This is a genomic window from Rhizobium sp. GN54 (assembly GCF_021026345.1).
Taxonomy (GTDB): Bacteria; Pseudomonadota; Alphaproteobacteria; order Rhizobiales; family Rhizobiaceae; genus Mycoplana.
Genome location: NZ_JAJNCZ010000001.1, coordinates 227,130 through 245,635, shown reverse-complemented (window position 1 = coordinate 245,635; position 18,506 = coordinate 227,130). Strand labels below are relative to the sequence as shown.

At 66.9% G+C, this 18,506-nt stretch carries 15 protein-coding genes; 5 read left to right on the top strand and 10 right to left on the bottom strand.

The genetic code is table 11. The features are described 5' to 3' along the window. Positions 1 to 66 precede the first annotated feature (66 nt). On the top strand, positions 67 to 513 hold the full coding sequence (locus LQK81_RS01160; RefSeq protein WP_230802838.1) for a hypothetical protein: 447 nt from the start codon (positions 67 to 69) through the stop codon (positions 511 to 513). Between the two features lie 51 nt (positions 514 to 564). On the opposite strand, the gene LQK81_RS01155 is transcribed toward LQK81_RS01160, so the two are convergent. The 6 genes from LQK81_RS01155 to hisS form a co-directional block, all read right to left on the bottom strand. Further along, positions 565 to 3,345 carry a bifunctional diguanylate cyclase/phosphodiesterase gene (locus LQK81_RS01155; protein ID WP_230802837.1) on the bottom strand — a complete coding sequence of 927 codons (2,781 nt, stop codon included), beginning with the start codon at positions 3,343 to 3,345 and terminating at the stop codon, positions 565 to 567. Positions 3,346 to 3,535: 190 nt separating this feature from the next. Further along, entirely contained in the window at positions 3,536 to 4,753 is a 1,218-nt protein-coding gene (locus tag LQK81_RS01150; RefSeq protein ID WP_230802836.1) for an NAD(P)/FAD-dependent oxidoreductase, read from the bottom strand. Positions 4,754 to 4,849: 96 nt separating this feature from the next. After that, positions 4,850 to 5,569 carry a glutathione S-transferase C-terminal domain-containing protein gene (locus LQK81_RS01145; RefSeq protein WP_230802835.1) on the bottom strand — a complete coding sequence of 240 codons (720 nt, stop codon included), beginning with the start codon at positions 5,567 to 5,569 and terminating at the stop codon, positions 4,850 to 4,852. Positions 5,570 to 6,075: 506 nt separating this feature from the next. After that, a complete protein-coding gene (hisG, locus tag LQK81_RS01140) occupies positions 6,076 to 6,771 on the bottom strand; it encodes an ATP phosphoribosyltransferase (RefSeq protein WP_230802834.1) in 696 nt (231 codons plus the stop codon). Next, positions 6,768 to 7,931 carry an ATP phosphoribosyltransferase regulatory subunit gene (locus LQK81_RS01135; RefSeq protein WP_230802833.1) on the bottom strand — a complete coding sequence of 388 codons (1,164 nt, stop codon included), beginning with the start codon at positions 7,929 to 7,931 and terminating at the stop codon, positions 6,768 to 6,770. Before LQK81_RS01135 ends, hisG begins: the two co-directional genes overlap by 4 nt. 190 nt (positions 7,932 to 8,121) lie before the next feature. Further along, positions 8,122 to 9,735, bottom strand: a complete 1,614-nt coding sequence (hisS, locus tag LQK81_RS01130; protein ID WP_230804369.1) for a histidine--tRNA ligase — start codon at positions 9,733 to 9,735, stop codon at positions 8,122 to 8,124. A gap of 176 nt (positions 9,736 to 9,911) precedes the next feature. On the opposite strand from hisS, the gene LQK81_RS01125 reads away from it, so the two are divergent. Both LQK81_RS01125 and copM read left to right on the top strand, forming a co-directional pair. Continuing rightward, positions 9,912 to 10,334: a hypothetical protein gene (locus tag LQK81_RS01125; protein ID WP_230802832.1), complete on the top strand. Its 423-nt coding sequence runs from the start codon at positions 9,912 to 9,914 to the stop codon at positions 10,332 to 10,334. A gap of 63 nt (positions 10,335 to 10,397) precedes the next feature. Then, complete coding sequence (copM, locus tag LQK81_RS01120; protein WP_230802831.1) at positions 10,398 to 10,802, top strand: CopM family metallochaperone; 405 nt, start codon at positions 10,398 to 10,400, stop codon at positions 10,800 to 10,802. A gap of 119 nt (positions 10,803 to 10,921) precedes the next feature. Here copM and LQK81_RS01115 read toward each other — a convergent pair whose 3' ends face one another. Together LQK81_RS01115 and LQK81_RS01110 are read right to left on the bottom strand one after the other, a co-directional pair. Next, a complete protein-coding gene (locus LQK81_RS01115; protein ID WP_230802830.1) occupies positions 10,922 to 11,242 on the bottom strand; it encodes a hypothetical protein in 321 nt (106 codons plus the stop codon). Positions 11,243 to 11,354: 112 nt separating this feature from the next. After that, on the bottom strand, positions 11,355 to 12,005 hold the full coding sequence (locus tag LQK81_RS01110) for a DNA-3-methyladenine glycosylase I (RefSeq protein ID WP_230802829.1): 651 nt from the start codon (positions 12,003 to 12,005) through the stop codon (positions 11,355 to 11,357). Positions 12,006 to 12,231: 226 nt separating this feature from the next. Here LQK81_RS01110 and LQK81_RS01105 point away from each other — a divergent pair, with 226 nt between their 5' ends. Beyond that, complete coding sequence (locus tag LQK81_RS01105) at positions 12,232 to 12,972, top strand: L,D-transpeptidase (RefSeq protein WP_230802828.1); 741 nt, start codon at positions 12,232 to 12,234, stop codon at positions 12,970 to 12,972. Positions 12,973 to 13,161: 189 nt separating this feature from the next. Next, complete coding sequence (locus tag LQK81_RS01100; protein ID WP_230802827.1) at positions 13,162 to 13,869, top strand: L,D-transpeptidase; 708 nt, start codon at positions 13,162 to 13,164, stop codon at positions 13,867 to 13,869. Between the two features lie 101 nt (positions 13,870 to 13,970). Here the strand turns inward: LQK81_RS01100 and hemN are convergent, their stop codons facing one another. Beyond that, positions 13,971 to 15,323, bottom strand: coding sequence for an oxygen-independent coproporphyrinogen III oxidase (gene hemN / locus LQK81_RS01095; protein ID WP_230802826.1), 1,353 nt, complete (start codon positions 15,321 to 15,323; stop codon positions 13,971 to 13,973). A 185-nt stretch (positions 15,324 to 15,508) separates the two neighbouring features. Beyond that, complete coding sequence (locus LQK81_RS01090; RefSeq protein ID WP_230802825.1) at positions 15,509 to 18,466, bottom strand: calcium-binding protein; 2,958 nt, start codon at positions 18,464 to 18,466, stop codon at positions 15,509 to 15,511. Positions 18,467 to 18,506 lie beyond the last annotated feature (40 nt).

Genomic DNA, 18,506 nt, shown 5'->3' with positions numbered 1-18,506 from the left:
CATCGGGGGACGGTGCGCTTCCCAAGGGGTGCGCGGGCAGGTCGGACCTGCCGGCTGGGGTTCATTTTGTTCAAGATTGCAAGATCCACTTTCACAATGCCTTTTCTTCCGGGTTCGATCGGCTTCGACCAGGTCGACAACGAGTACCTGGCGCAATATTGCCTGACCGAACGCTGGACCGGAGACCTGTCCAACGGCCTCTTTCAGCTCGGGGAAAGGGCCGCCCGCCTGCACGGGCTGGAGCAGCGCAATTGCGGCCTGCTCAATCTCGTCCGCTGCTACACGGCACAGGACCGCAGCCACGTGCTCGAACTGTTCGAGCAGGCGGCCACGATCTCGTCCTCCTTCTGCTTTTCGACCACGATCGAGGCCGGCGGCACGCCGCGGCAGCCGGTCATGTGCGTCGGCGAGTCCATGGGGCTGGAGCAGCGCTATGCGGGCGCGATCATCGGCGTTTTCATCTTCCCGCGCTTCCAGCTCGACACCCCCGGCACGGTCGTCCCCCAGCAGTAGACCGGAGGCGGCCGCGCGGTCCCGCCGCCGGCACGGCTCACGAGGCCGCGCTCAGGCCACCTTTGCGCGGCCGGCAGACGCCATCGGCGCGGGGCGGCCGAGGTAGTAGCCCTGCGCCTGGTCGCAGCCCTCGTGCAGCAGGATGCCGAGCTGCTCCCGGGTTTCGACGCCTTCGGCCAGCACCGGTATCTCCAGCGTCTGCCCCAAAGCGACGATCGCCCGCAGGATCGCCTTGGCCTGCGGATTGTCCTCCACCTCGACCATGAAGCTGCGGTCGAGCTTGATCTTGTCGAAGGGGAACGAGCGCAGCGTTTCGAGCGACGAATAGCCGGTGCCGAAGTCGTCGATCGCGATGGTCACGCCGAGCGCGCGGATCAGGCCGAGCGTCTGCAGCGCGCGGTCCTTGTCGCGGATGATCGTCGTTTCGGTGATTTCGAGCTCCAGCCGGTGCGGGGCAAGGCCGGTTTCCATCAGGACCCGCAGGACGAGATCGGCGACATCGGCATTGGCCAGTTGGACCGGCGAGAGATTGACCGCAATCTTGTGCGGCTCCGCCCAGCTCGCCGCCTCCCGGCAGGCCTCCCGCAGCACCCATTCGCCGATCGGCAGGATCGCCCCGCATTCCTCGGCGACGGGGATGAACTCCATCGGGGAGACCATGCCGCGCTCGGGGTGAAGCCAGCGCAAGAGCACCTCGTATCCGGTCACCGCACCGGTCTCGACCGCCTTCTGGACCTGGTAGTGCAGGCGGAACTCGTCGCGTTCGGCGGCAAGCCACAGATCCTTGGCGAGAACGCGCCGGCTGCGGGCCGCCTCGTCCATCGAGACCTCGTAGAAGCAGACCGTCTGGACCAGCTCGTCCTTGGCGCGATACATGGCGAGGTCGGCATTGTTGAGCAGCGCCTCGAGATTGTCGGCGTCCTGCGGATAGATGGCCACGCCGAGGCTGGCGCCCGGCTTGATCTCGAGGCCGTCGATCTCGATTGGCTCGTGGAAGCAGCGCTCCAGCCTCTCGATGAACGCCTCGAGCTCGGCCATATCGTCGTATCGCTTGCTGGCGGCGAACTCGTCGCCACCGAAACGCGCGACCGTCTCGCCCGGCTCGAGGCAGGCCTGCATGCGCTGCGCCAGCGTCGTCAGGACGAGATCGCCGGTGGCATGGCCGCGCGTGTCGTTGACCTCCTTGAACTTGTCGAGGTCGATGCCGATCGCCGCGACCTTACCGGACGAATGCCGCGCATCCTCGATCGCGACAGCGAGCGTATCGGTGAAATCCGCACGGTTCGGCAGGCCCGTTAAGCTGTCGTGCCGCGCCATGTAGGCGATCTGCTCCTCGTTTCTGAGCCGCTCGGAGATGTCCTCGTAGGTGGCGACCCAGCCGCCATCCGGCAGGGTGCGGTAGCGGACCTGCACGGAAGCGCCGGTCGAGAGCTTTTCCACCATCGATCCGCCGCCACTCGTGATGAGCTGGCGATGGCGCCCATAGAATTCGGCGGCCAGCGGCTGCCAGATTTCGGGCAGCCAGTGGCTGTCTGCCATCGCCCGGTCGATCAGTTCCTTGAAGGTCGTGCCGACGTCCGGCCGGCCGACCGGGAAGCCGAGGATCTCGGCGCTGCGCCGGTTGGAAAGCACCAGCCGCTCGTCGCGGTCGAACAGGAACAGGCCCTGGGACATGTTCTCGAGCGCCAGATCGAGGTTCCGGCTGACCTCGGCGATGCGGTCGGCGTCGGCCTTTTCCTTGGTCACGTCTTTGGTGATGGTGGCATAGCCGATCAGCGCCCCGTCGGCATCGCAGATCGGATCGATGATGACGTGGGCCCAGAAGCGCGTTCCGTCCTTGCGATGGCGCCAGCCTTCGGCCTCGTGCTTTCCCTGCTCGAAGGCGACCTGAAGCGATTGCTGCGGCACGCCCGCGGCCTGATGCTCCTCGCTGTAGAAGCGCGAGAAATGCCGGCCGACGATCTCGTCCGCCCCGTAGCCCATGTTGCGCTCGGCGCCGACGTTCCAGTTGGCGACGATACCGTCCGGATCCAGCATGTAGATCGCGTAGTCGGACACGCCCTGCACGAGAACGGCGAAAAGGCGCGTGCTCTCGTTCATCGCCGTCTCCGCCTGACGGGCCAGGAAGGCCGCCGTGAGGCCGCAGAAGAGCAGCGAGAAGGCGACGGTGGCGATCAGCGGCGCCATCAGTTCGGGCGAAAGCGTCATGGTGTCGTCGGCCAGAACCGGTTCCGGGACGACCGTCACCGCAGCCATGCTGACGAAATGGAGGCTCACCACGCCGAGCGCCATCAGCACGCCGGCGGCGATGCGCGCCCCTGCCCCGCGATGCCTGTGCAGGACGATGAATGCGGTGCTGCAGAAGGCGGCGCCGCCAGCCAGCGAAAATGCGACGAGCGCCCGGTCCCACTCGATCCGGCCGGGGAGTTCGAGCGCCGCCATGCCGAGATAGTGCATGGTGGCGATGCCGGCAGCCACGACAAGCCCGCCGCCGGCAATTGCGGCCATGCCCGGCAGGCAGGTCGCGATCGCGGCGCCCGCCGCCGTCACGGCGATCGCGACGGCGAGCGAGCCCAGCGTCAGTTGCGTGCCATAGCCCATCACGACGCCAGGATCGTAGGCGAGCATGGCGATGAAATGCGTCGCCCAGATGCCGAAGCCGCTGGCGACGCCGGCAGCGCCGAGCCAGAGCGCCCGTGCCCGTCCTGCGGCGGAGCGCGCCCGCTGCAGCAGCGAGACCGCGGCATAGCAGGCGAGCAGGCAGATTATGGCGGCGAGGAGAACCAACCGCAGATCATGTTCCACGGTGATACAGGTGAGAATGCGCAACATCGAAATTCCGGTCGTCCAACTTTCGCGTGCACTCCGCCGGACAAAGCTGAAAAATGGATGAATCAGCGCCCGAACGCGCCGTTCAAGCACTTGCATTCATGAGAAAATACTTAACGAAAGGCGAATCGCCGGCGGGCTGGGATCGAACCAGTCGCGCCGGCCGGCCGCGGCGGTCCGGCCGCCGAAAGCCTCAGAGCGTGAGCGCCTTGAGGTCCGTCGCCGGGTCCTCCAGTGCGGCCCGGTCCGGCGTGCGGCCTTGCTCCAGCAGCTTCTTGCCGACGACATAGGCTTTGGCGTCGTTGACCGCGTCGACGGCGATCAGGCGGCCGGCGCGGAAATACCAGACCGAGACGCTGCCCTCGCGCTGGCCGGGGCGGACGAGCGTATCGTCATAGCCGGCGCAGAAGCCGGCGATCTGCAGCTTGACGTCGTACTGGTCCGACCAGAACCAGGGCCTGGGCAGGTACGGATCGGTTCCGCCGGCGATGACGGCGGCGGCGGCCTCGGCCTGGTCCACGGCGTTCTGCACCGATTCCAGCCGCACCCGGCTTCCCTCGAAGGGCAGCACCGCGCAGTCCCCCATGGCGAAGATCGCCGGATCGGAGGTGCGGGCGTGCGCGTCGACGACAATGCCGTTTTCGACCTCCAGACCCGCCTCGCGGGCGAGCCGGTCGTTGGCGGAAACGCCGATGCCGACGATGACGATGTCGGCGGGGAGCACGAAGCCGTCGGAGAGTTCGGCGCCGGTGACCCGGCCGTCCTCGCCGATCAGCCGGACAAGGCCGGTCTTTTCGCGGACGTCGACGCCGCGGGCGATGTGGATGGCCTTGAGGATGGTCGCGGTCGCGGGCGAGGCCACGCGCTGGAGGATACGGTCGGCCATCTCGATGACGGTGACGTCAAGCCCCCGGCCGCGGGCGACGGCCGCAGCTTCCAGCCCGATATAGCCGCCGCCGACGATCAGCGCGCGCCGGCCCTCGCTCATCTCGAGCCCGATCCGGTCGGCGTCGAGATAGTCGCGGACGGTGTAGACGCCCTTCAGCGCGCCGCCGATCTCTGCCGGCAGGCGCCGGGGTGTCGCACCCGTGGCGAGCGCGAGACAGGCATAGGCGAGTTCGGAGCCGTCACTGAGCGTGACGGTCTTCCTTTCCCGGTCGATCGCGGTGACCTCGGTCGACAGCCTGAGATCGACGTCGTTTTCCGGGTACCAGGTTTCGGGACGGAAATGCAGCCGGCCGAGGTCGGCCTCGCCGAGCAGGTACTTCTTCGACAGCGGCGGGCGCTGGTAGGGCGGGCTGGCCTCGGCGCTGACGATGGTGATCGGCCGCATATCCTTCAGCGCCCGGAGCCTGGCGACCAGTGCAAACGCAGCCTGGCCGCCGCCGACGACTACCAATCTTCCCGTCACGACGATGTTCCTACCCTCATTCTTTTGCGCCAAGAGGTAGCGCGCCGGAGCGGGCGGCGTCAACGTGTCAACGCGCCGCCCGCTCGCCCCTTTGCGTCACGCCTCGGCCGTGGCCTTGACGGGTATGTCGATCCCCCTCTGCGAGGCCGGCCGGGCCATGCAGCGGTCGAGCCACTCCATCACGGCGGGGAAATCGCCATAGCCGATGACGTCGCGGCCGCCATAGAAGACATCGGCGCCGCGCACCCAGGGAAACAGCGCGATGTCGGCCACCGTATAGGTGTCGCCGACGATCCACTGCCGGTCCTTCAGCTGCGCTTCCATCACGCCGAGCAGGCGCCTGGCCTCGTCGCGGTAGCGCTCCATCGGATAGGAATTGTTGGCGACCTTCTCGGCGGCGAACTTGTAGAAATGGCCGAACTGGCCGAGCATCGGCCCGACCCCGCCCATCTGGAACATCACCCAGCAGAGCGTCTCGTACTTCCTCGCGGGATCGGCGGGGATCAGCTTGCCGGTCTTCTCGGCGAGATACCACAGGATCGCGCCGGATTCGAACAGGCCGATCGGCTTGCCGTCCGGGCCGTTGGGATCGATGATCGCCGGGATGCGGCCGTTCGGGTTCAGCGAGACGAATTCCGGCGTCTTCTGGTCGTTGGGCCCGAACTCGATCCGGTGCGGCTCGTAGGGAAGGCCGAGTTCCTCGAGCGCGATCGACACCTTCACGCCGTTCGGCGTCGGCAGGGAATAGAGCTGGATGATATCGGGGTTCCTGGCGGGCCACTTCTTGGTGATCGGAAAGGCGGAAAGATCGGTCACGGACTGCTCCTCGTGCTTTGCGGTGCAGCATAGATAGGGTGAAGGATTGCGCGGGGAAAGGGGGTGGAAGGACGGCGTTACCAGGTCTCCACCATCGAGCCGTTGGTCGCCTTTCAATCGATCGGATCGGTCAGCGCCCATCTCCGCCGTCACACCGCCCCCCGAGCCGGTGTCTAGCAGCGCCGCGTCGGCGGCGCGGGAAAAGCACTTTTCCGCGCAAGGACTTGCGCGGGCTGGATGCCGGCTCGGGGCCGGCATGACGGGGGGAATGTATCGCGACGGACAAGGTGGCGGCCGCGACCAGGGCGCGACTGTGCCGAGCAGTCACTTTCGGACAGGCCGCACGCCTCCGTCACACCGGCCCCCGAGCCGGTGTCCAGCAGCGCCGCGTCGGCGGCGCGGGGAAAGCACTTTTCCGCGCAAGGACTTGCGCGGGCTGGACGCCGGATCTAGTCCGGCGTGACGGGTGTTTGGGCTGACGGCCGTCTTCCGGCTACCCCCACACCTCAGAGCGCGCCGCGGACCGCTGCGATGATCTCGCCGACCACCGGGTCGGCGTCGTGGCCGGCCTTGCGGGCGCGGACGAGGCAGGCCTCGGATCCCAGGATCACCCCGTCGGAGAGGATCTTGAGATTGTTGGCGCGCAGCGTCGAGCCGGTGGAGGTGATGTCGACGATGATGTCGGCGGAGCCGGAGGCGGGCGCGCCCTCGGTGGCGCCGAGGCTTTCGACGATGCGGTAGAGCTGGATGCCGTGATTGCCGGAGAAGAACTGCTGCGTCAGCCGCCAGTACTTGGTGGCGATCGTCAGCCGGCGGCCGTGGCGGGCGCGGAAATCGGCGGCGACATCGCCGAGGTCGGCCATGGTCTCGACGTCCAGCCAGATCTCCGGCACGGCGACGACGACGTCGGCGTGGCCGAAACCGAGGCGGGCGCAGAATTCGACGCGCTCGTCGGCCTGGGCCAGTCCCTCGCGCACCAGGTCCTCGCCGGTGACGCCGAAGTCGACGGTGCCGTTGCCGATCTCGCGCGAGATCTCGGAGGCCGAGAGAAAGGCGATTTCGATATCGTCGCGGCCCTCGACGCGGCCGCGATAGGAGCGGTCGTTGCCGACGGAGGCGATGGTATAGCCGGCGCGCCGGAAGATCTCCGAGGCGTCCTCCTTCATGCGGCCCTTGGAGGGAAGCGCGATGGTGACCGTCATGCGCGCGCTCCCTGAGTGGTCGCCTGATCTGCCGGCCGTGCGATCGCCTGCTCGATGCGGTCGAGCCAGAGCGAGAAGCCGACGGCGGGGATGCGCGTCTTCGCGCCGAGCAGCGTCATCAGCCGGTCGAACCGCCCGCCGCCGGCGAGCACGGCCGGATCGTCGCCGGTGGCGATCTCGAAGACGAGACCGGTGTAATAGTCGAGCGGGCGGCCGAAGGCACTGCGATAGGTGATCGCCGCCGTGTCGACGCCGGCTGCGGCGAGCGCGCGGGTGCGGGCATCGAACCGCGACAGCGCGTCGTCGATGGCGAGCCCGTGGCTGCGGGCGAAATCGTGGAGGGCGGCCGGCGCATCGGCGAGCGCAAGCTCGATCGACAGGAAGGCGCGCAGCGTCGCAAGCGTGCGCGCGTCGAGGCGGGTGCTGGCGAGTTCCATCTTCTCGCGCAGCCGGCGGGCGATCTCGGCCGGGCTACGGCTGGCATTGGTGGAGTAGCCGGTCGCCTGCATCGTCCCGTCGATGTGGCTTTCGAGCCGCGCCTCGTCGTCGAGGATGCCGAGGATGGCCAGCCGCTCGACCTCCGCGCCGAACACGCCCTTGGCGGCCGGTTCGGAGAGTTCGGCCAGCAGGCCGCGCAGGCGATGCTGGTTGCCGAAGGCATGGATCAGCCGCTTCTGCCAGCCGGCGGGCAGGCCGCAGGCGGCGACCACCGCCTCGAACACCGACTGGTCGCCCAGCACCACCTTCAGCGTGCGCCCCGGCAGCCGGTTTGCGAGCACCTTCAGCGCGTCATGGACGGCACGGGCATCGGCGCCGGCGACGTCGCCCTCGCCGAGATCCTCGATGCCGGCCTGGTAGAACTCGCTGCCGCCCTCGCGCCGCTGGCGGAACACTTCGCCGAGATAGGCATAGCGGCGCGGCGTGCCCGTCGCGCTCTCGATATGACGCAGGCAGACGGGAATGGTGAATTCCGGACGCAGGCACAGGCTCTCGCCGGTCTCGCTCTCGGTCATGAAGATGCGCCGCCGCAGATCCTCCCCCGCCATGTCGAGGAAGGGCTCCGCCGGCTGGATCACCGGCGTATCCACACGCTCGGTGCCGAGGCTTGCGAAGTCTGCGAGGAGGTCGGGGGCGAAGGCCGGCAGATTGATCAGCGGCATGGGACTTTACCCCCCTCTGTCCTGCCGGACATCTCCCCCTCAAGGGGGGAGATTGGCCGGGGCACCGTTTCGCCCATCGCAAGCCGTTGAATTGGCATCGTGGTCCCGCGCCTTGCCGATCTCCCCCCCTGAGGGGGAGATGTCCGGCAGGACAGAGGGGGGTGCTGCAGCGGAGAAACAGCCATCTTTATCAGCCTGCCCGCCTCCGGTCGTCGGCCTGGTGGGCGAGGATCTCGCGGACGCGCTGGACCATGTCCTCTTCCGAGACGACGACCTGCGCCACGCGGGCCTCGCGCCAGGTGACGTTATCCTCGATCTCGCCGGCAAAGCGCTTGCCCTCGACCAGGTCCTTGATCTGGACGACGCCCAGCGCCCGCTCGTCGCCGCCCTGGATGATGGCGATCGGGCAGTTGCGGCGGTCGGCATATTTCAGCTGGTTGCCGAACTTCTTCCAGTTGCCCTGGTACATCTCGGCGCGGATGCCGGCGGCCCTGAGCGCCTGGGTGAAGCGCTGGTAGCGGCCCATGCTGTCGGCGTCGCCGTCCATGACGGTGACGAGCACGGGGGCCACGACCTCGTCCTGGCCGAGCTTGCCGAGGTTCTTCAAGGCCGTCATCAGGCGCGAGACGCCGATGGAGAAGCCGGTGGCCGGGACCGGCTGGCCCATGAAGCGCGAGACGAGCCCGTCATAGCGACCGCCGCCGCCGACCGAGCCGAACACAACCTTCTCGCCCTTCTCGTTGGTGACGGCGAACTGCAACTCGGCTTCGAAGACGGGGCCGGTGTAGTATTCGAGGCCGCGGACGACGGAGGGGTCGATGAGGATGCGCTTTGTGCCGTAACCCGCCGAGTGGAATAGCTGAGCCATGGTTCGCAACTCTTCCGCGGCCGCTCGGCCAGTCTCATTGTCGGCACCACGTTTACCGACCATCTCGGCAAGATCCAGATTGTCCAACCACAGAGCCTCAGGATCATTGAGTAAGCGATCGTCCAAAATAACGTTGTCCGACAGGCCACCTTCCTTTGCACGGGTGAAGCGAGCGCCGGTCGAGAAAAAGATCACCTTCTCTTCAACGACGTTGATCTGCTCGTCATTCAGCCCCGCGCCCTTGGTGAAGTCGCCGCTCTCGTCCTTGCGGCCTTCACCCAAAAGCAGACGAACCCCCTCCGGGCCGAACTTGTCGAGCTTGTCGATGGCGCGCAGCACCGTCAGGCGCCGGCCGGCATTCTCCTCGCCGCCGAGGCCGATGGCCTCCATGACGCCGTCGAGGACCTTGCGGTTGTTGACCCGGATCACGTAGTCGCCGCGCTTGATGCCGAGCGCCTCCATCGTGTCGGCCATCATCATGCACATCTCGGCATCGGCCTGCACGCCGGCGGCGCCCACCGTGTCGGCGTCGAACTGCATGAACTGGCGGAAGCGGCCGGGGCCGGGCTTCTCGTTGCGGAAAACGTAGCCGGCGCGGTAGGTGCGGTAGGGAAGCTGGATCTCGTTGAAGTTTTCCGCCACGTGGCGGGCGAGCGGCGCGGTCAGGTCGTAGCGCAGGCTCATCCACTGGTCGTCGTCGTCCGTCAGCGAGAAGACGCCCTCGTTCGGGCGGTCGCTGTCTGGCAGGAACTTGCCGAGCGCATCGGTATATTCGAACAGCGGGGTTTCGACCGGATCGAAACCGTAGCGCTCGTAGACCTCGCGGATCTTGCCCGTCATCTCGTCGACGGCGCGGATGTCGGCGGCGGAGCGGTCGACGAAGCCGCGCGGCAGGCGCGCCTTCAGTTTCTGCGGTTTCTTCTGCTTTTCGCTCATCGGGACGCCCGGATTTTCTGACATGGCCATAGGGCCGCTTCCCTAGCGGATCAGGCCGGTTGCGGCAAGGGCGGCAGTGGCCGCGGGCGCAATCGGCAAGGCTGCCGGAAAGGTTTCCACCCGCAAGGTGCGGGTGTGCCCTTTTCAACGGCGCGCCGACATCCTAGGTTCAGGCCATGAAACGCCTGTTCCTCATCCTTGCCATGCTTGCCGCGATGGTGTCCGGCTGGACGCCGGCGCTGGCGGCGGCGCAGCAGGCCGGGATGGCCGCAGCGCATGGCGCTCATGACACCCAAGGCTCCCAAGTCCCCGGCATCGCACAGCATACCGGCGGCGTTCACGAGGATGGCGGCCATGGGGACGACCTGCGCGCCGACGCGGGCCAGGCCTCCCACCCCGCTCACGGGGAGCACCGCGACGGACAGAAGCACGGCGCCCTGCATCCGCTCCTGTGTTCGGCCTGCTTCGCCGTCGTCGCCGGGGGCGTGGCCCTGCCGGTGACCGGCGCCAAGGCCGGCGCCGCGGCGCTGCCGGTCGCCATCTTCCACGGTGGCGAGGTCCTGCCGCCGGTGCCGCCGCCCCGTCCCGTCCGCCGCTGAATTTTCGTCACGACGCGTGAGCAGCCGCTCCGCGAAACGAAAGTCCACTCGGAAGGACAAGACATGTTGAGAAAAACCATTGCGCCGGGCATTGCGCTTGCGCTTCTTTTCGCGCCTGCGGCGCTGTCGCAGGATCACTCCGGCCATGGCGACATGGGGACCATGGACCATGCGTCGGGCCAGATGGACCCGGCCGCGCCGAAGGGCGACCAGGGACCGGCCAGCAAGGCCTTCGCCGAGGCCAACGCGCGCATGCATGCGGGCATGGACATCGCCTATAGCGGCAATGCCGACGTCGATTTCGTCCGGGGCATGATCGCCCACCACCAGGGCGCGATCGACATGGCCCGGGTCGAGCTGGAACACGGCAAGGATCCGGAACTGCGCAAGCTCGCCGAAGAGATCATCCGCGCCCAGGAGGGCGAGATCGCGATGATGAAGGCGTGGCTGGACAAGAACGCGAAGTAGCCGGAACGGCTTGACGCGGAAGGGCCCGGCCCGTCAGGTGCCGGGCCTGTTCGCCAGCGGCCATGCGCTGTCTACCTGGCGGGCTGCGCGCCTTGCTATTTTGCCGGCTGCACGTCTTGCTATTTTGCCGGCTGCGCGCCGGTGGCGACGGAGGCTTCCAGCAGAGAGGCCGCGATGACCTTGGCGAGCATCATGCTGTGCTCGCGAATTTCGGTATTGTTGCCGGTGCGCGCGGAGCGGATGAGATTGAACCCTTCGCGAAGGACTATCTCCTGAGCCTTGCTGCAGGCCCATGTTTCCATCTTCTGGCCGTCTTGCGTCATCTCTTCCCCGTCGGCTAAATCATTTAGCACCGTTCGGCACGCATCCCGGGTCGAAAACGCAATGTGAACCCGGATGAATTCCGTCTTTCCGAACGCCCCACAACCCAGACGATACATGATTCTCTAAAAAACACAGACCGAAAGTATCGCCCGCCAGCCGTGCCGCAACCCTCGCACAAGCTGCCGTTACGTGAGCTTCCGGGACGGTGCCGTTTCAGGGGGAGGCGTTTCAGGAGGCGGCGGTTGCGGCGAAGCGGCGGTCCAGCCTGTCGCGCATCGCCTCCACTTCCGGTTGGCAGAAGCAGCCGTCGAGATGGTCGTTGACCAGCCCCATCGCCTGCATGAAGGCATAGACCGTCGTGGGGCCGACGAAGGTCCAGCCGCGCTTCTTCAGGTCCCTGGAGATCCGCTTCGAGGCCGGCGTCATCGGATTGGCGACCAGCGTCTCGTAGTCCATCACCGCGGGCCGCTCGTCCACGGGCGGTTCCTGGCTCCAGAAATAGCAGGCGAGCGAGCCGAATTCGGCGCGCATCTCCTGCGCGCGGCGGGCGTTGTTGATCGTGGAGACGATCTTGCCGCGGTGGCGGACGATGCCGGCATCGGCGAGGCAGCGGGCGATGTCGTCGTCGCCGAAGGCCGCCACCCGGTCGTAGTCGAAGCCGGCGAAGGCTGCGCGGAAGTTCTCGCGCTTGCGCAGGATCGTCAGCCAGGACAGGCCGGACTGGAAGCCCTCCAGGCAGATCTTCTCGAACAGGCGGATATCCTCGGTGACCGGACGGCCCCATTCGGCGTCGTGATAGCGGCGATAGTCCTCCAGGTTGCCGTGCCAGGCGCAGCGCTGCCGTCCGTCGTCGCTGACGATGATCCCGCGTGCCGTCATGTTGCGCTCCTTCCGTTTCCGCTTTGTTCGCGTTTACCACTCATCAACCAGATTCGGAAAGCCGGCAATAACCCTACCCGAAGGTTTCCACGGTCCGTCGCCCTTTAATGAACGGGAATTTACCTTTCGCTTTCCACAGGGTGCGAGCATCCGGGCCGATATCGTTCGAGGTCCGCCGCCCGCAGGCGCGCCGTCCCGTCAGGTGATAAGGTTGAGAGTACGCCCGATGCTGAAGAAATCGCTGTTGCTTGCCGCAAGCCTTGTGCTTGCCGTCCCCGCCGCCGAGGCCAACGACCGCTACGCCACCCGCCCGCCGGTGGTCGTCAGCCCCGACCTGACCGCGCCCTGGGTAATGCAACTGACCGGCCAGGGCGTGCGCCCGGCGGTGTCGCAGCGGCGGATCGTCACCCGCCAGCAGGCCCAACAGCGCCGCAGCCAGCGCCAGCGCAACCCCGAAAGCGTGCAGCTTGCGGCGGTGACCGGTGCCGCACGGCCGGTGCAGACGCAGATGGACCCGATGTTCCTGCCGCAGATCGTCGCCTACGAGACGACGCACAAGGCCGGCACGATCGTGATCGACACCAACAACCGCTTCCTCTACCTCGTGCTGTCCGACGGCAAGGCGCGGCGCTACGGCGTCGGCGTCGGCAAGCCGGGCTTCGAATGGGCCGGCACGCACAAGGTCACCTCCAAGCGGGAATGGCCGAGCTGGACGCCGCCGAAGGAGATGATCGCCCGCGAGGCCGCCAAGGGGCACTACCTGCCGGCCTTCATGGAGGGCGGGCCGGAGAACCCGCTCGGCTCGCGCGCGCTCTATCTCGGCTCGACGCTCTACCGCATCCACGGCACCAATGCGCCCTGGACGATCGGCTACGCCGTCTCCTCGGGTTGCATCCGCATGCGCAACGAGGACGTGATCGACCTCTACGAACGCGTCGCGGTGGGCACGAAGGTGATCGTCATCTGAGACGGCCCGCCCGAAATCGCAGCGCCCGCGCCGCCGGCGCGGGCTACGGGACTGTGCGCGTTGCGCAACACCTGCGCCAATATTAGCGCCTCATTGCCTTCACAATCTGCCTTTACGGCGCGCGCCGCTTGAAACGCGGGAAGAGTCCGCTAGCGTTTCGGGCCTATGCGACCAAAAGGAAAACAGGACATGAGGAAACTCGTTCACGCGCTGCTGGCGGGAGGTATCACGCTTGCGACCGTTCTGCCGGCAGCCACGGCGAACGCCTTCGTGCCGGCATCGGGCAGCGCGCCCGCCGCCGCATCGACCGACGTGATCACCGTCGCCCAGCCGAAACCGGTGCCGCAGAAATACCATCGCCGCGTGGTGCGCCTGTCGACGGACGAACGTCCGGGCACGATCATCGTCGATACCAACAACAAGTTCCTCTACCTCGTGGAAGGCAAGAACCGCGCGGTCCGCTACGGCATCGGCGTCGGGCGCGAGGGCTTCGGCTGGTCGGGCGTCGTCAGGGTCGGCCGCAAGGCCGAGTGGCCGGGCTGGACGCCGCCGCCGGAAATGGTCATCCGCGAGCGCAAGAAGGGCCGGATCCTGCCCGCCTACATGGAAGGCGGCATCAACAATCCGCTCGGCGCGCGCGCGCTCTATCTCTACAACAAGGCCGGCCACGACACCGCCTTCCGCATCCACGGCACCAACGAGCCGTGGTCGATCGGGCTGAACATGTCCTCCGGCTGCATCCGGATGATGAACAAGGACGTCGAGCACCTCTATACCCGCGCCAATGTCGGCGCCAAGGTGATCGTCGTCGGCCCCGGCGGACGCGAGGGCAAGGTCAGCTACGACGACCGCGGCGTCGACGTGCTGCGCACGCTGTTCGGCAGCTTCGGCGGCTGACACCGGGAACCGACCGTCAAGAATTGCGGACCACGCAGGCCGGTGCCCGCGTGGTTCGTCGCGTTTTGCGGACAGGCACGTCGCCACGCCCTTCCCGCTTCTCAAGCCGCCTTGCTGAAGGCGCGACCGCCCGCGGCGAGGTAGGCGTCGAAGGCGGAGGCGGCGATGCGCACGACGAAGCGGTGGCGCTCGTCGACGCGCAGGGTGGCGCCGTCGATCTCGATCAGGCCGTCGCGGTGCAACGCCTCGAGCGTCGCGTTGTCCGACAGCAGCGGGCCGGCGGCAAAGCCGTGCCGTTTCGCAACAGCCTCGACGTCGACGGCGAAATCGCACATCACCCGTTCGATGAGTTCGGCCCGCAGCCTGTCCTCCGCGGTCAGGCCGTAGCCCTTTGCCGCGGCGAACCGCCCCTGCCCGATGCGGTCGGCATAGAGGCCGAGCGGCACGGCGTTCTGGACATAGCCTTGCGCAAACTTGCCGATCGCCGAGGCGCCAAGCCCGATCAGGGTGCGACATTCGTCGGTGGTGTAGCCCTGGAAATTGCGATGCAGGCGGCCGGTGCGCGCGGCGATGCAGAGATCGTCCTCCGGCAGGGCGAAATGGTCGAGGCCGATCCGCTCGTAGCCGGCGGCCACCAGCGCGTCGGCGATCGCCTCGGCCTGCTCGTTGCGCCCCTGCGCATCGGGAAGGGCGTTCTCGTCGATCATGCGCTGGTGCTTCTTGAAGTCGGGAACATGGGCATAGCCGAACACGGCCAGGCGATCCGGCCGCAGCGCCACCGCGGCCTCAACCGTCTCGACGCAGGACTTCACCGTCTGGTGCGGCAGGCCGTAGATGAGGTCGAAGCTCAGGGCGGAAATGCCGGCCTGCCGCAGGCGCTCGACGGCAAGAGCGGTGCTCTCGACGCTCTGGATGCGGTTGATCGCCTTCTGCACGACCGGATCGAAGCTCTGGACGCCAAGGCTCGCCCGGGTGACGCCGGCAGCGCCGAGGGCGGCGGCCATCTCCCCGGTCAGCGTACGCGGGTCGATCTCGATTGCGACGTTGACCTTGTCGGCAAAGCCGAGCCGGTCTTGCAGCGCATCCATCAGCCCGGTCAGCGCGGTTGGCTGCATGATCGTCGGCGTGCCGCCGCCGAAGTGGATCTCGCCGACATTGAGGGAGCCATTGCGCGCCTCAGCGACCAGTTCGGCCTCGCGCCGCAGCAGGTCGACATAGTCGGCGATCGGCTGGTCGTGGCGGGTGATCGTGGTGTGACAGCCGCAATACCAGCACATGGCCCGACAGAAGGGCACGTGCAGATAGAGGGAGGTGCGTTCGCCCTGCCCGATCGCGCCGATCCATTCGCGATAGGACGCGACATCTTCGAGCGGTCCGAAATGGGGGGCGGTCGGGTAGCTGGTGTAGCGGGGCAGACGGGCCTCGCCGTACTTCGCCATGATGGCCTGGGACATGGGTCTTGCTTTCGTTCGTTCTGATCCGGAAGCGACCCTAGGAGGCCCCGCCCGCACCGTCTTTGACGAATCTCAAACGGCCGGGGGTGTTTGGACCCGCAGGCCCGTCTCGCGCACTCTTGTCGCAGAGGCCGCCGGACCGGGTCCGGCGGCCTCTCTTCTCACAGGTCCGACTGCGGACACGATCAGATCAGGATGAAGTCGCTGGTGGAGAGCGAGGTCACCTTGTCGAGGGTTGCGACCAGCACGCCGTCGGCCTCGTTGCCGGTGCCGTCGGCGTCATACCAGAGCCGGCCGTTGTCCTTCTCGAAGAAGAACTGCGCCGCCGAGCCCGTGGCCTTCAGGTCGTTTCCGGAATAGAGCGCCAGCTTGGAGAAGCCGAAGACGGCCTTGTCGATGACGAGCTTGTCCTCGCCGCGCTTGAAGTCGGTGATCTGGTCGCCCGAACCGATCGCCTCCGAGGTGGCGTAGATGAACTGGTCGCGACCAGCGCCGCCGGTGAGCAGGTCGCCGTCGCCGCCGCCCTCGAGCTTGTCGTTGCCGGCGCGGCCGTCCAGCTTGTCGTCGCCGAGCCCGCCCTTCAGGTAATTGGCGGCGCTGCTGCCGAGGATGGTGTCGTCGTTGTCACTACCGATGACGTTCTCGATGCTGGACAGCGACAGGCCCGAGGCGATGCCGCCGTTCCTGGCGTTGTTCTGCAGGTCGATGATGACGGAGCGGTCGGAGACGACGTTGAACTCCAGCGTATCGACGCCGGCGCCCCCGGAGAAGTAGTCGGTTCCGCTCTCGTCTGTGTAGCGGGTGAACCAGTCGTTGCCGCCGTCGCCATAGAGCTTGTCGTTGCCGGTGCCGTCGACGAGGCGGTCGTTGCCGCTGCCGCCCTTGAGCGTGTCGTTGCCCGCGCCGCCGTTCAGATAGTCGACGCCCTTGCCGCCGGTGACGGTGTCACGACCGCTGCCGCCGATGTAGTCGAGCGCTTCCATGCCGGTGAAGGAGGTGGTGGAGTTCACCTTGACCGTTCCGTTGCTGAAGGCGAAGGAGACGTCGGAGCTCTCGTCCTTGAAGTCGACGACGACGCGGTCGGCGCCAGCGCCGCCCGAGGCGTAGTCGCGGACGTTCATGTGGATGACATCGTTGCCGGCGCCGCCGTAGAGCATGTCGCGGTCGTTGTCCTTGATGCCGCCGCTGCCGTAGATGGTATCGTTGCCGTTACCGCCGTAGATCCTGTCGGCGCCATTGCCGCCGGTCAGTTCGTCGTCGCCGCCGAGACCATAGAGCTTGTCCTTGCCGGCCATGCCGTTCAGCAAGTCGGCGAGCTTGCCGCCGGTCAGCTTGTCGTCACCCTGGCCGGACGAGATGTGCACGCTTTCGAAGTTCTTCGCCGTGACCCCGCCATTGACGAGGGTCGCCTTGGCAGAGAGCGTGAACGTCAGGTTGGCCTTGCTGTCATAGCGGTTGATCCAGAGGATATCCGTGCCGGCGCCGCCATCGGCCGTGAAGCGTCCCGCCGTCGAGCCGCCGGCATTGTTGATCGTGACTGTGTCGTTGCCGGAACCGCCCAGCATGGTCGTCAGCGCTTTGCCGGTCCGGGCTTCGGCGGACAGGTAGTCGTTGCCGTTGCCGCCGTCGAGCAGGTTGGTGCCGCCGCCGGAATCGATCAGCCGATCGTCGCCGTCGCCGCCCTTGACCGTGTCGTTTCCGGAAGTGGAATAGAACTGGTCGTTACCCTTACCGCCGGTCATGCGGTTGTTGCCGCTGCCGGCATCGAAATCGACTTGCGCCGCTGGTCCGGCCTTGAGCACGTCGTTGCCCTTGCCGGTGACGATGGTGAAGCTCTCGGCGTCGGTCACCACGCTGCCATCCGACAGCTTGGCGGTCTTGCCCGATACGCTGAAGGTGAGGTTGCTCTTGATGTCGGAGCGGTCGATCCAGACGCTGTCGAAGCCCTTGCCGGCCTTGATCGTATCCTTGCCGCCGCTGCCGACGATCAGCAGATCGTTGCCGTTGCCGCCGTCGAGATAGTCGATGCCGAGGCCGCCATCCAGATGGTCGTTGCCGCCGAGCCCGACCAGCCTGTCGTTGCCCGACATGCCGGAGAGCGTGTCGTTGCCGCTGCCGCCGGTGAACTTCTCGGCCTTCTCCGTGCCGCTCAGCGTGTAGTTCTCGAAGTTGACGAAGGTGGTGCCGTTGGAAAGCGTCTGCTTGACCGTGGATGCCTTGGCAGTGAACGTGCCGGCCAGTCCGTTCAGCACGAGGGTGTCGGTGCCGGTGCCGCCGTCGAGGATGTCCTTGCCGTCACCGGCCCAACTTTCCATGCTGTGGCTGATCGTATCGTTGCCGGAGCCGCCGCGCACCGTGTCGTTGTCCGAATCGCCGGCAAGGAAGTCGTTGCCGGAGCCGCCGTCGATCACGTCGCTGCCGCGGCCGCCCTGGATCGTGTCGTTGCCGCTGTCGCCATACATCTTGTCGTTGCCGTCGTGGCCATAGATGTAGTCGTCGTTGGCGCCGCCGGAGAGCGTGTCGTTGCCGTCCTCGCCGGAGAGCCAGTCGCGCCCGTAGCCGCCGGAGATGTAGTCGTCACCGGCCTCGCCCATGAGCGAATCGTTGCCGTTGCCGCCATAGATCTTGTCGTTGCCGTCGCCGCCCTGCAGCCAGTCGTCGCCGATCTCGCCTTTCAGCGTGTCGTTTCCGCCACCGCCGACGAACCAGTCCTTCCAGCGGCCGCCGACGAAGGTGTCGGCATGGTCGCTGCCGGTCAGGTTGAAGCGTTCGACGTTGACGATGGTCGCGCCGAGAACCGATTTCGCCGTGGCCGGATCGAACGCCGAAAACGAGACGCCAGTGCTCGAGGCGGCGAAGTTGACGCCCAGTTCGTCGAAACCGAGGCCGCCGTCGATCCTGTCGCCCGCAAGGTCCGCGACCGCGTAGTTGGAGATGGTGTCGTCGCCGGTGCCTGCATTGATCGTATCGGCACCGAGGCCGCCGCTGATCGTGTCCCGTCCTGAGCCGGTGCTCAGGGTATTCGCGTCGGCATCGCCGGTGACGTACTGCGAGCCGACGCCGGGGATGGTGTAGCTTGCGGCGAGCGGATCGAGCGCGAACGCCGACTGCAGCGGCGCAATGACTTTCAATTTATTGCTCATGGGCTTCCTCAAAAGTTAAGGTTGCAGCGCCGACATGGCG